Annotated in this window: 13 protein-coding genes and 1 other RNA gene; 11 read left to right on the forward strand and 3 right to left on the reverse strand. The window is 71.0% G+C overall.

Annotation, left to right across the window (positions count from 1 at the left end):
• Window positions 1–41 precede the first annotated feature (41 nt).
• Window positions 42–1,043, reverse strand: a complete 1,002-nt coding sequence (locus OG386_RS26790) for an isopenicillin N synthase family dioxygenase (protein WP_328790239.1) — start codon at window positions 1,041–1,043, stop codon at window positions 42–44.
• A gap of 315 nt (window positions 1,044–1,358) precedes the next feature.
• Here OG386_RS26790 and prfB point away from each other — a divergent pair, with 315 nt between their 5' ends.
• The gene (gene prfB, locus OG386_RS26795; protein WP_328790240.1) at window positions 1,359–2,468 is read left to right on the forward strand and encodes a peptide chain release factor 2; all 1,110 of its coding nucleotides are present in this window, start codon (window positions 1,359–1,361) and stop codon (window positions 2,466–2,468) included.
• 124 nt (window positions 2,469–2,592) lie between these two features.
• Here the strand turns inward: prfB and OG386_RS26800 are convergent, their stop codons facing one another.
• Entirely contained in the window at window positions 2,593–2,784 is a 192-nt protein-coding gene (locus OG386_RS26800) for a hypothetical protein (protein ID WP_030011325.1), read from the reverse strand.
• A 235-nt stretch (window positions 2,785–3,019) separates the two neighbouring features.
• Between OG386_RS26800 and ftsE the strand changes: the two genes are divergently transcribed.
• From ftsE to OG386_RS26835, 7 genes are all read left to right on the forward strand, one after another.
• Window positions 3,020–3,709: a cell division ATP-binding protein FtsE gene (gene ftsE, locus OG386_RS26805; protein WP_030011324.1), complete on the forward strand. Its 690-nt coding sequence runs from the start codon at window positions 3,020–3,022 to the stop codon at window positions 3,707–3,709.
• A 17-nt stretch (window positions 3,710–3,726) separates the two neighbouring features.
• Window positions 3,727–4,698 (forward strand): permease-like cell division protein FtsX, encoded by a 972-nt coding sequence (ftsX, locus tag OG386_RS26810; RefSeq protein WP_328790241.1) that lies wholly within the window; start codon window positions 3,727–3,729, stop codon window positions 4,696–4,698.
• 67 nt (window positions 4,699–4,765) lie between these two features.
• Entirely contained in the window at window positions 4,766–5,947 is a 1,182-nt protein-coding gene (locus tag OG386_RS26815; protein WP_328790242.1) for a S41 family peptidase, read from the forward strand.
• 18 nt (window positions 5,948–5,965) lie between these two features.
• Window positions 5,966–6,451 (forward strand): SsrA-binding protein SmpB, encoded by a 486-nt coding sequence (gene smpB, locus OG386_RS26820; protein ID WP_328790243.1) that lies wholly within the window; start codon window positions 5,966–5,968, stop codon window positions 6,449–6,451.
• Between the two features lie 84 nt (window positions 6,452–6,535).
• Window positions 6,536–6,924: a transfer-messenger RNA gene (gene ssrA, locus OG386_RS26825) on the forward strand.
• A gap of 133 nt (window positions 6,925–7,057) precedes the next feature.
• On the forward strand, window positions 7,058–7,405 hold the full coding sequence (locus OG386_RS26830) for a hypothetical protein (RefSeq protein ID WP_323185172.1): 348 nt from the start codon (window positions 7,058–7,060) through the stop codon (window positions 7,403–7,405).
• Window positions 7,402–7,665, forward strand: a complete 264-nt coding sequence (locus tag OG386_RS26835) for a hypothetical protein (RefSeq protein WP_327385174.1) — start codon at window positions 7,402–7,404, stop codon at window positions 7,663–7,665. The genes OG386_RS26830 and OG386_RS26835 overlap by 4 nt, the downstream gene beginning before the upstream one ends.
• On the opposite strand, the gene OG386_RS26840 is transcribed toward OG386_RS26835, so the two are convergent.
• Window positions 7,649–8,905, reverse strand: a complete 1,257-nt coding sequence (locus tag OG386_RS26840; protein WP_328793369.1) for an MFS transporter — start codon at window positions 8,903–8,905, stop codon at window positions 7,649–7,651. The genes OG386_RS26835 and OG386_RS26840 overlap by 17 nt on opposite strands.
• Before the next feature lie 94 nt (window positions 8,906–8,999).
• Here OG386_RS26840 and OG386_RS26845 point away from each other — a divergent pair, with 94 nt between their 5' ends.
• From OG386_RS26845 to OG386_RS26855, 3 genes are all read left to right on the forward strand, one after another.
• Window positions 9,000–9,965, forward strand: coding sequence for a LysR family transcriptional regulator (locus OG386_RS26845; RefSeq protein ID WP_328790244.1), 966 nt, complete (start codon window positions 9,000–9,002; stop codon window positions 9,963–9,965).
• Window positions 9,966–10,061: 96 nt separating this feature from the next.
• Window positions 10,062–11,432, forward strand: a complete 1,371-nt coding sequence (locus tag OG386_RS26850; RefSeq protein WP_328790245.1) for a nitrate/nitrite transporter — start codon at window positions 10,062–10,064, stop codon at window positions 11,430–11,432.
• Window positions 11,433–11,527: 95 nt separating this feature from the next.
• Window positions 11,528–12,703, forward strand: coding sequence for a uroporphyrinogen-III synthase (locus tag OG386_RS26855; RefSeq protein ID WP_328790246.1), 1,176 nt, complete (start codon window positions 11,528–11,530; stop codon window positions 12,701–12,703).
• Window positions 12,704–12,708: the final 5 nt, after the last annotated feature.

Here is a 12,708-nt window from a genome sequence, read left to right on the forward strand (position 1 = left end):
AGCCCGTCCGGCGATTGAGGACCGGGTCCGGGCAGAGTTTGTTACACCGAGGCCAGTTCCGGGTGCCAGCGCCGCGCCACGGCGGGGTGGGCGCGGACCCAGCCCTTCAGCTCGTTGCGGCCGTACTGGGCGTGCAGCGGGTTCGACTCGTCGTGCGCGACACCGGGCGCGGAACGCAGGTAGTCGCCCGGGACGGTCTCGATCACCGCGTCCAGCCGCGGGTTGTAGAAGAACGGCACCGAGTACCGCTCCACCGCGCCGGGCGGGCTGACCACGCGGTGGTCCGTCGCCGTCAGGTAGCCCTCGGTCGCGATCTCCAGCAGCTCGCCCAGGTTCACCACGAAGGCGCCCGGCATCGGCGGTACGTCCACGTAGCCGCCGTCCCGGACCACCTGGAGGCCGCCCACCGAGTCCTGCAGCAGGAGGGTCAGGAAGCCGTAGTCCTTGTGCGCGCCGACCCCCTGGTCGGCGCCGGAGGGGGCCGATCCCGGGTAGCGGATCAGCTTGGTGTGCAGGTGCGGGCGGTCCGCGAAGGCCTCGTCGAAGAAGTCCGCCGGGGCGCCGATCGCCACGAGGAGCTCCTGGAGCAGGCGGTGGGCGACCGCCGCGAGCCGGGTCTGCCAGTCCAGGACGACCGTACGGAGCTCCGGGAGGGCGGCGGGCCACTGGTTCGGGCCCTCCAGCCACAGGAACGCCGGGTCGTCCGGCCCCACGACCGGCGCCGGGCGCTCCGCGCCGACGTCGAGCTGGTCCCGCCAGTCGGAGGCGCCGCCGGTCAGCTCGTGGCCGATCCGGGTGTAGCCGCGGAAGTGGGGGGAGTTCAGATTGCTGACGGCGAGCCGGTCGGCTTCGGGGAGGGCGAAGAAGGCCTTGGTCAGCTCGAGGATGCGGGCGCTCTCGGCGGCAGTGACGCCGTGCCCGGTCAGGTGCAGGAAACCGGTGTCCCTGGCGGCTGCGTGCAGCTTCTTCAGGAAATCGGCCCGCTGGGCCGGGTCGTCGGCCTGGGAGAGGTCCAGGACGGGGAGAGAGTGCGCGGACGGCATGACGGCTCCGTTTCGGATGTCACGGGGTCCTGTTCCCCAAAGGTGGTGGGGGCCGCGGGCGGGGGGCGGGTCTCCGACAGGGATGGTGCCGGGACCACGGGGCCGCGTACAGGACCAAGTCGGATCGTGGTGGATCAGGCTTGGGTTCGGTCCGGCGGCGGACAGCTCGTCGTCGTGACACGCATGTGGTCGACATGGCGGCGCTTGACGAGGTGAACGGTCATAGACAGAGGGTACGCCCGTACGATCCATCACCAGAACGGGTGATTCGGCCTGGCCGGACTGCGTTGTCCGGGGACCGGCTACGCTGGACCCGTGGCAGTCGTCGATGTTTCCGAAGAGCTGAAGTCCCTCTCCTCGACCATGGGGTCGATCGAGGCCGTCCTGGACCTCGACAAGCTGAGGGCAGATATCGCCGTGCTCGAGGAGCAGGCCGCTGCGCCGTCCCTGTGGGACGACCCGGAGGCCGCCCAGAAGATCACGAGCAAGCTTTCGCACCTCCAGGCGGAGGTCCGCAAGACCGAGACCCTGCGGGGGCGCATCGACGACCTCGCGGTGCTCTTCGACCTCGCCCAGGAAATGGACGACGCGGACACCCTGGCCGAGGCCGAGGCCGAGCTGGTCTCCGTCCGCAAGGCGCTGGACGAGATGGAGGTCCGGACCCTGCTCTCCGGCGAGTACGCCGAGCGCGAGGCCCTGGTCAACATCCGCGCCGAGGCCGGTGGCGTCGACGCCTCCGACTTCGCCGAGCGCCTCCAGCGCATGTACCTGCGCTGGGCGGAGCGGCACGGCTACTCGACCGAGATCTACGAGACCTCGTACGCGGAAGAGGCCGGCATCAAGTCGACCACCTTCGTGGTCAAGGCCCCGTACGCCTACGGAACGCTCTCCGTCGAGCAGGGCACCCACCGCCTCGTGCGCATCTCGCCCTTCGACAACCAGGGCCGCCGCCAGACCTCCTTCGCGGGCGTCGAGGTGCTCCCGGTCGTGGAGACCAGCGACCACGTCGAGATCGACGAGGCCGAGCTGCGCGTCGACGTGTACCGCGCCTCCGGCCCCGGCGGCCAGGGCGTCAACACCACCGACTCGGCGGTCCGCATCACGCACATCCCGACCGGCATCGTGGTCTCCTGCCAGAACGAGCGCTCGCAGATCCAGAACAGGGCGAGCGCCATGAACGTCCTCCAGGCCAAGCTGCTGGAGCGGCGCCGCCAGGAGGAGAAGGACAGGATGGACGCCCTCAAGGACGGCGGCAGCTCCTGGGGCAACCAGATGCGCTCCTACGTCCTGCACCCGTACCAGATGGTCAAGGACCTGCGGACGGAGTTCGAGGTCGGCAACCCGCAGGCGGTGCTCGACGGCGAGATCGACGGCTTCCTGGAAGCCGGGATCCGCTGGCGCAAGCAGCAGGAGCAGACCGCGTAACCCTCGGTAGCCGCGGCGTACCTCGCGTACAAGCGGAAGGGCCCGGACACATGGTGTCCGGGCCCTTCCGCGTGTGTGATCGGAACGTGGCACGGGCCTACCGCGGGCACCACGGCCGGGCGGTCTAGGCGGTGTGCTGGGCCACCAGGACCAGAGCCGTCACGAGGACCACCATGAGCACGATGAGCGTCACGGGGTTCAGGCCGGAGAAGGGGCCCTCCTGCTGGAGGCGCTCCCGGTTCGCCCGGCATACCGGGCAGCGGCCCTGGCTGACGGGTGCGGCGCAGTTCGCGCACACGAGCCGGTCATATGTCATGCGCTCCTCCTCTCGTCCCCTCGGTCTTCTGTCGCCTATAACGGCGTGGGGAACCGGAGCGTTCCCCCTACCACTGTGCCAGCTTCGCCGACATTCGGCGCGGCCCGTCCGGGCAATCACGGTCCTGAGCGCCCGCACGCCGGGATAAATCGGGCAAGTCCGGAGGCCGGGTCCACACCTCGCGCCCGTTCGCGTATGGTCACGCACACCTACTCCCGGCGACCGTGGTGCACCCGTGATCCGATTCGACAGTGTCTCCAAGTCCTACCCGAAGCAGAGCCGTCCCGCACTCAGAGAAGTCTCCCTCGACATCGCGAAGGGCGAGTTCGTCTTCCTGGTCGGCTCCTCCGGCTCCGGCAAGTCCACCTTCCTGCGGCTCATCCTGCGCGAGGAGCGGGCGAGCCACGGCCAGGTGCACGTCCTGGGCAAGGACCTCGCCAAGCTCTCCAACTGGAAGGTCCCGCAGATGCGGCGCCAGCTGGGGACCGTCTTCCAGGACTTCCGCCTGCTCCCCAACAAGACGGTGGCCGAGAACGTGGCCTTCGCGCAGGAAGTCATCGGCAAGCCGCGGGGCGAGATCCGCAAGGCCGTCCCGCAGGTCCTCGAACTCGTGGGGCTGGGCGGGAAGGAGGAGCGGATGCCCGGCGAGCTCTCCGGCGGTGAGCAGCAGCGCGTGGCCATCGCCCGCGCCTTCGTCAACCGCCCCGCCCTGCTGATCGCGGACGAGCCCACCGGCAACCTCGACCCGCAGACCTCGGTCGGGATCATGAAGCTGCTGGACCGGATCAACCGGACCGGCACCACCGTGATCATGGCCACCCACGACCAGCAGATCGTCGACCAGATGCGCAAGCGCGTCATCGAACTCGAACAGGGCCGACTCGTGCGCGACCAGTCGCGCGGCGTCTACGGCTACCAGCACTGAAAGGTCCCTGAGACGCAATGCGCGCCCAGTTCGTCATGTCGGAGATCGGCGTCGGTCTCCGTCGCAATCTCACCATGACCTTCGCGGTCATCATCTCGGTGGGCCTCTCCCTGGCCCTGTTCGGCGGCTCCATGCTCATGAGCGAGCAGGTGAGCAAGATGAAGGGCTACTGGTACGACAAGGCCAACGTCTCGATCTACCTCTGCAACAAGCAGGACGCCGTGGAGGCGAGCGAGGCCGCAGCCAAGAAGGCCGACGGTTCGCCGGCGGCCTCCACGGGCGTCACCACCTGCGCCAAGGGTGCGGTGACCGACGAGCAGAAGAAGCAGATCGAGTCCGAGCTCAAGAAGATGTCCCTGGTGAAGTCCGTCGCCTACGAGTCGGCGGACGAGGCGTACAAGCACTACCAGGAGCGGTTCGGGAACACGGCGCTCGCCTCCTCCATCACCCCGGACCAGATGCAGGAGTCCTTCCGGGTCAAGTTGAAGGACCCGGAGAAGTACAAGGTCGTCACCTCCGCCTTCGTCGGCCGCGACGGCATCCACACCGTCGACGACCAGCGCCAGGCCATCGACGACCTCTTCCGGATCCTCAACTACCTGAACATCGCGGCGCTCGCCATCATGCTGATCATGTTGGTCGTGGCGCTGCTGCTGATCGTCAACACCGTGCGCGTTTCTGCCTTCAGCCGACGGCGTGAGACGGGGATCATGCGGCTGGTGGGTGCCTCCAGCTTCTACATCCAGGTCCCCTTCATCATGGAGGCGGCCGTCGCCGGCCTCATCGGCGCGCTCTTCGCCTGCGGCATGCTCGTCTCCGGCCAGTACTTCGTGATCGACCACGGCGTCGGGCTGCGGGACAAGATCCAGCTCATCGACTTCATGGGCTGGGGATCGGTGCTGGCCAAGCTCCCGTACGTACTCTTCATCGGCCTCCTGATGCCCTCCATGGCCGCCTTCATCGCCCTGCGCAAGTACCTGAAGGTGTGACAAGCGCCCCGTGAGCGGTACGGCCAACCATCCGTACCGGAGCGGGGCTTGTCCTAGACTCGGCGCCATGCCGGGACTGCCCGCTCTCTGTCTCCGGCCCCGCGACCTGCGTCGCGGGGCCGTTTTGACGTTGGCCTTCCTCGCGGCCGTCGCCACCGGTGCCTTAACCGGATGCTGGCAGCACGAGGACGGCGCCGGGACCGCTGCGGCCCTGGCCGGCGCCCCCGCGGCCGAGCCCTCGCGCGAGGCGGGCACCGTCGACCGGGAGGCCGTCGCCCGCGCCGTCGCCGAGGCGGTCGCCGAGGGGAAGTCCGGGAAGAAGGCGGCCCAGGAGGTCGTCAGTCGCAGCGGTGACCGTTGGGGCGCCGTCTACGACCAGGGTGAGTACGCCGCCTTCGCCGAGGGCCTCGACGGCCGCTGGACCGGCGTCGGGGTGTGGGCCGGCCGGGCCCCCGACGGCATGATCAAGGTCGACAGGGTCCAGCCCGGCAGCCCCGCCGCCCGGGCCGGGCTACGCGCCGGGGACCGGCTGATGAGCGTCGACGGGCACGCCGTGACGGGCCTCGCCGTGCCCGACGTGGTCGCCCTGCTGCGCGGCGATGCCGGCACCCCCGTGGTGCTGAACCTGAGCCGGGACGGCGCCGACCTCACCGAGACCGTGCGCCGCGAGCAGATGCGCACCGAGCCGGTGACCGTACGGCAGCGCCCGGACGGGGTCACGGTCATCAAGGTCGCCTCCTTCACCCGTGGTTCCGGCGATCGCGTCAAGGCCGCCGTCCGCGCGGCCCCGTCCGGCCGGGGGATCGTGCTCGACCTGCGCGGCAACCCGGGCGGTCTGGTCACCGAAGCGGTCACCGCCGCCTCGGCCTTCCTCGACGGCGGGCTCGTGGCCACGTACGACGTACGGGGCGACCAGCGGGTCCTGTACGCGGCCGAGGGCGGGGACACCACCCGGCCGCTGGTGGCCCTGGTCGACGGCGGCACGATGAGCGCGGCCGAACTGGTGACGGGCGCCCTGCAGGACCGGGGCCGGGCGGTGGCCGTGGGCAGCCGGACCTTCGGCAAGGGATCGGTGCAGATGCCGACCGAGCTCCCGGACGGCTCGGTGGCCGAGCTGACGGTGGGCACGTACCGCACGCCGGCGGGCCGCAGCCTGGACGGCGCCGGCATCACCCCGGACGTGCCGGCGGGCGAGGCGGTCGAGGAGCGGGCCGTCACGGTATTGGGTGGCCTCGGGGTGGGTCCGTAGTGCGAAAATGACCGCACTATGGCTAAGGAAAAAGGGCGGAAGATGATCGCCCAGAACAAGAAGGCGCGTCACGACTACGCGATCCTCGACACCTACGAGTGCGGTCTCGTGCTCACGGGCACCGAGGTCAAGTCCATGCGCCAGGGCAGGGCCTCGCTGGTGGACGGCTTCGTGTCGGTGGAGGGCGGGGAAGCCTGGCTCTACAACGTGCACGTGCCGGAGTACAGCCAGGGCACCTGGACCAACCACAGCGCCCGGCGCAAGCGCAAGCTCCTCATGCACCGCGAGGAGATCGACAAGCTGGAGCGCAAGGCCGACGAGTCGGGTCACACGATCGTGCCCCTCTCGCTGTACTTCAAGGACGGCAGGGCGAAGATCGAGATCGCGCTGGCGAAGGGCAAGAAGGAGTACGACAAGCGGCAGACGCTGCGGGAGAAGCAGGACACCCGCGAGACGAACCGGGCGATCTCGGCCATCCGTCGCAAGCAGCGCGGCACGGTTTAATCACCTGGCACGCGGTGGTCCACTTCGCGTACCATGGCGTCAGCACCGCCCCCCAGGGGTCGGCGCAGCTTGAAAAAACAACATGGGGATGATCGGTTTCGACAGCGGATGTCGATGCAGGGGAAGCGAGCCGAGGAAGCGGCAATGATCTCGCTAACCACATGTCGCAAAAAATAATCGCCAACTCCAAGAGCGATAACTCCCGCTTCACCCTCGCTGCCTAATAACAGTGAGCTGAAGCCTCTGTGAGGAGCGTCAGCCCGGAAGTGGTCCCGGTCCGGATCCTGGCGTCAATTAGGGATCTAAACCTCTAGCCCCGGTCACGGGGGTTGGAGGGAAACCAAACAGTGACTGAGCCCGTCGGAGACTCGTCCGTGTGATCTCCGGGGCTGAGAAAAGCGCAGCGGACTGCGCTCGGAGAAGCCCTGCTTCTGCACCGTTGGACGCGGGTTCGATTCCCGCCATCTCCACTCATCCCATGTGGGCAAAGGCCCCGCAGCCTCTCGGCTGCGGGGCCTTTGTCATGCGGGAAGCCTCCGCGCTGCGCTGCTGGTGGCGGTACGGTGAGAAGCCCACTCCGGAGCGGAGTTCCAGCGAGGAGGACATGTGAGTACGCCGATCCCCGATGAGGGCGGGCCGCTGATCCCCATGCCGGAACTCACGCCTGCCGCCCTTCGCGAGGCCGTTGCGAAGATCGCGCCCAGCCGTGTCCCCGGGTTGACGCAGCACCTCTTCGAGGCGACGACGAGCGCCCAGCAGGCGCAGTCGCTCGCCCCGCTGCGAGCTTTCATCCACTCCTGGGCCGTATTCGTCGAGATCGAACGCCACCCCCGGAGGGCTGCGCGTCTGCACGCCCTGGAACGGCTGGTTCAGGAAGGGGTTGAGGATCCCGGGCCGGCCTTGGCCGAGATCCAGCAGATCCTCGACAAAGCAGAGGCCGAGACCGGCCTGTGAGCCAGTGGACATGGGACTACAACGCTGACGATTCCGCGCACATCACCGGCGGCCTGCCGCCCGGGGTGGTCGCGGAGGTCGAGCGGATCGCCACCGAACTGTCAGCGCTCGGCCGGGATGCCGAGGCCGTCGGTCGCCCCACCGGAAGGACCGGCGGTCTCCGAGAATTCGACATTCTCGGTGGGCGCGGGTTCATCAACTTCCTGGCCGTCCCCCGGCACGAGTGCGTCTACGTCTGCAGCATCACCTGGTACGAGTGACGGCCCGGACGGAGGCGAGCGCGAGAACGGCCGCCGCGGCCGGGAGGGCGTAGGCGGTCGCCGGGCCCAGGTGGTCGACCAGGGTGCCGGCCGTGGCCGCGCCCAGGGAGATGCCCGCGAAGATGGCGGTGACCGCGAGGGTCATGCCCTCGTTGAGGCGGCCCTGCGGGGTGAGCGCGTGGACGCGGGACATGGCCGTCACCATCGTGGGGGCCGTGGCCATGCCCGCCAGCAGCAGCGCGCAGGCCAGCGGGAAGAGAGCGCCCGTGCTCGCCGCGAGCCCGGGCAGGGCCATCGCGGCGGCCATGACGAGCAGGCAGGTGCGCAGGCCGCGCGGGCGCATCGTGCCGTAGAGCAGGCCGGCCGCGCAGGAGCCCGCCGCCTGGAGGGCCAGTACCGGGCCGGAGGCGGCGCCCAGGCCCAGGGCGTCGAGGTGGGCGATCGAGGCGATCTCCATCGAGCCGAAGACCACGCCCGTGGCGAGGAAGAGGGGCATCAGCGGGCCGAGGGCGCGCAGCGGGGAGCCGTGGCGCGGACCCGCCGTCACCGGGGGCTGGGTGGCGCGGCAGGAGGTGAAGACCAGCATGCCGGTCAGCAGCAGGGCCGCCGCGGTGAGGGTGCCGGCCTCGGGGAGGACGACCGAGCAGAGGAAGGCCGCCAGCACCGGGCCGAGCATGAAGCAGAGCTCGTCGGCGGCCTGTTCGAAGGACATCGCCGTGTGGTGCGCGTCCCGGGAGCCGCGCAGCAGGTGCGTCCAGCGGGCGCGGGACATGCCGCCGATGTTGGGGGTGGTGGCGGTCGCCGCGTACGAGGCGAAGAGGGTCCAGGCGGGGGCGCCGGTACGGACGCACACGACCAGGGACAGCGAGCCGAGGACCGCGATCAAGGTGGCCGGGACGGCGATCCGGGCCTGGCCGTGCCGGTCGATCAGCCGGGCGGTCCACGGCCCGACCAGCGCGGTAGCGGCCAGTCCGGTCGCCGAGACCGCGCCCGCGAGGGCGTACGAGCCGCGCTGGCCGGCGATCATCATGACCGCGCTGATCCCGAACATGCCCATGGGGAGGCGGGCGAGCAGGTTCCCGGCGGTGAAGCCGCGGGTGCCGGGCAGCGCGAACAGGCGCCGGTAGGGGGCCAGCGGGCCCGACGGGCGCGGCGGGCGCGGGGGAGTGCGGGCGGGGACCGGCGGGACGGGCGAAGCGGGCGGGGCGGCGAGGACGAGCGTGCTGCCGGTGACGGCCATGAGGGGCATGACCACCACCCTCGGCCCGGACCGGGCGGATCGTCCAACACCTGTTCGGCGGCCATTCACGCCGATCTGTTGTTAGTCTCCGGGGATGATGTCCCGTGACGTGGATCCCCGGCTGCTGCGCGGGTTCGTCGCGGTCGCCGAGGAACTGCACTTCACCCGCGCCGCCGCCCGGCTCTACGTCGCCCAGCAGGCGCTGAGCCGCGACGTACGGCGGCTCGAAGAGGCCCTCGGCACCGCGCTGTTCGTCCGCACGACCCGCGCCGTCGAACCGACCCCCGACGGGGAGCGGCTGCTGCCGCTCGCCCGGCGGGTGCTGGCCGCGCACGAGGCGCTCGCCGCCGCCTTCGCCGCACCCCGGGCCCTGCTCGTCGACCTGAACACCGACGGGCCGAGCACCGCGCGCACCGTGCTGGACCGGGCCCGGGAGCTGGCCCCGGACTGCGAGCTGATGGCCCGCTGGGAGAGCGGCCTGACCCACGCCGCCGCCGAGATCGCCGCCGGACGTCTCGACGTCTCCTTCGGGTACGCCGACGGGCTGGACCCGGTGTGGCGCTCGCGCCTCGCGCACCGGCCCGTGCGCTACGAACCGCTCGCCGTGCTGCTGCCCGAAGGACACCCGCTGGCCGGGCTGGCGGCCGTACCGCTGGACGCGCTGGCCGGGGAGACCGTCTACGCGGGCGCGGGGAACCCCCGCACGCTGGAGTGGACGGGGCTCGCGCGCGAGCTGTTCGCCGGGCGGGGGATCCTGATGGCGCCGCCCGCGCCGGTGGCCATCGGCAAGGACGAGTTCAGCCGGGTCATGGCCAAGACCGGCCATCCGGTGCTGGTGACCGTCGACTTCGTCGACATGCCCGGGTCCGTCAAGCGCCCGCTGGTCGACCCCGTACCGCTCTCCCCGCTGTCCATGGTCTGGCGCAAGGGCTTCAGCCACCCCGGACTCGAAGCGCTGCACCGGGCCGTGGCCGGGCTCGGCGGCGAGCGCGGCTGGCTGGAAGTGCCCCCGGCGAGCTGGCGCCCCGCCGCGCTCACAGGTGCCCCCGGCGGCGGGTGAGAGCAAGGTTTCCCGGCGGTCATCAGGCGGTGACCGGGGCCGAAACGCGCCGTTCCTACGGTCGTGCCACGGACGCGAGAGCTGTGGAGGCGTGTGATGACCGGTACGACCGCACCGCGCAAGGGGGGCCGCTGGATCGAGCGGTGGGACCCCGAGGACGAGACCTTCTGGAAGGAGACCGGGGAGCGGACCGCCCGCCGCAACCTCGTCTACTCCGTGTTCTCCGAGCACATCGGCTTCTCCATCTGGTCGCTCTGGTCCGTGATGGTCCTCTTCATGGGACCGGCGTACGGGATCGACCCGGCCGGGAAGTTCTTCCTGATCGCGACCGCCACCTGCGTGGGCGCGATCGTACGGGTGCCGTACACCTTCGCCGTGGCCCGCTTCGGCGGCCGCAACTGGACCGTCGTCAGCGCGCTGCTGCTGCTCGCGCCGACGGTCGCCGCGATCGTGGTGATGGAGCCCGGAACCTCCTACGGGACCTTCCTGGTCGTCGCCGCCCTCACCGGCGTCGGCGGCGGCAACTTCGCCTCCTCCATGACCAACATCAACGCCTTCTTCCCGCTGCGCAAGAAGGGCTGGGCGCTCGGCCTGAACGCCGGCGGCGGCAACATCGGCGTGCCCGTGGTGCAGCTGGCCGGGCTGCTGGTCATCGCGACCGCCGGGGCCGCCCACCCCCGGTACCTGCTGGCCGCCTACATCCCGCTGATCGTGACCGCGGCGGTCCTGGCGGCCGTACGGATGGACAACCTGGCGCCCGTGCGCAACGACACCGGCGCGGTCCGCGAGGCGCTGAAGGACGCGCACACCTGGATCATGGCGTTCCTCTACGTCGGCACGTTCGGGTCCTTCATCGGCTACAGCTTCGCCTTCGGCCTGGTGCTGCAGACCCAGTTCGGCCGCACCCCGCTCCAGGCCGCCTCGCTGACCTTTATGGGGCCGCTGCTCGGATCGCTGATCCGGCCGGTGGGCGGGGCGCTCGCGGACCGGTTCGGCGGGGCCCGGATCACCCTGGGGACGTTCGTGGCCATGGCCGCGGCCACCGGAGTGGTGGTGTTCGCCTCGCAGCGGTCCTCGCTGCCGGTCTTCCTCGTCGGCTTCGTGGCCCTGTTCGTACTGAGCGGGCTCGGCAACGGATCGACGTACAAGATGATCCCCGGCATCTTCCAGGCGAAGGCGCTGGCGCGCGGCATGAGCGGCGAGAGCGCGGCCGCGTACGGGCGCCGGCTCTCCGGCGCCTCGATGGGACTCATCGGGGCGGTCGGCGCGCTCGGCGGACTCGGCATCAACCTGGTCTTCCGGGAGGCGTTCCGCACCTCCGGCTCCGGAACGGCGGCCTTCGTCACCTTCCTCGGCTTCTACGCCCTGTGCTGCGCGGTCACCTGGGCGGTATACCTTCGCCGCCCGGTGGCCCCGGTGATCCACACGGTCGGCGTCGAGACGAAACCGCAGCTCACGTCGGTGTAACCGGGGCGAAATACGGGTGAACCGAGTCCGACACGACGTGTGGGCAGACTCGGTCCACCCGTACCGCCCCCACATGCGTCACTAGGCAGGTCACGATGGACGACACGAACACCGGCCCGCTCGCGGGCTTCACCGTCGGGGTCACGGCCGCCCGGCGCGCGGACGAGCTCATCGCGCTGCTGCGCCGCCGCGGGGCGGCCGTGCTGCACGCGCCGGCGCTGCGGATCGTGCCGCTCGCCGACGACAGCGAGCTGCTGGCCGCGACGAAGGAACTGATCGGCTGCGCACCGGACGTGGTCGTGGCCACCACCGCCATCGGCTTCCGGGGGTGGATCGAGGCGGCCGACGGGTGGGGCGTCGGCGAGGGGCTGCTGGAGCGACTGCGGGCCGCCGAACTGCTGGCGCGCGGGCCGAAGGTGAAGGGCGCCATCCGGGCCGCCGGGCTGGTGGAGACCTGGTCCCCGGACTCGGAATCCCTCGCCGAGGTACTGGAACGGCTGCTGGCGGACGGGGTGGACGGCCGGCGGATCGCCCTCCAGCTGCACGGGGAGCCGCTGCCCGGCTTCGTCGAGGCGCTGCGGGCCGGCGGCGCCGAGGTGGTGGTGGTTCCGGTGTACCGGTGGATGGCGCCGGAGGACCTGGCGCCGCTGGACCGGCTGCTGGACGCGATGATCGGCGGCGCGGTGGACGCCGTCAGCTTCACCTCGGCGCCGGCGGCGGCCTCGCTGCTGTCCCGGGCCGAGGAGCGGGGGTTGCGGGAGGCCGTGCTGGACGCGCTGCGCGGCAGGCTGCTGTCCGCGTGCGTCGGGCCGGTGACCGCACTGCCGCTGCAGGCGCACGGGGTGGACACGGTGCAGCCGGAACGGTTCCGGCTGGGCCCGCTGGTGCAGTTGCTCTGCCAGGAGCTGCCCGGGCGGGCCCGGGTGCTGCCGGTGGCCGGGCACCGGGTGGAGATCCGGGGGCACGCGGCCTTGGTGGACGCGCAGCTGCGGCCCGTACCGCCCGCCGGGATGGCCCTGCTGCGGGCGCTGGCCCGGCGGCCGGGCTGGGTGGTGTCCCGCGCCGAACTGCTGCGGGCGCTGCCGGGCGCGGGGCGGGACGAGCACGCCGTGGAGACGGCGATGGCCCGCCTCCGAGTGGCCCTCGGGGCCCCGAACCTGATCCAGACCGTGGTCAAGCGCGGGTACCGGCTGTCGCTGGACGCGGGCGGGGAGGCCAAGTACGGGGAACTCCCGGTGGACGCGGTGACGGCCAGGGGCGTCCTCGGCTAGCGTGC

It is taken from the genome of Streptomyces sp. NBC_00273 (assembly GCF_036178145.1).
GTDB lineage: Bacteria > Actinomycetota > Actinomycetes > Streptomycetales > Streptomycetaceae > Streptomyces.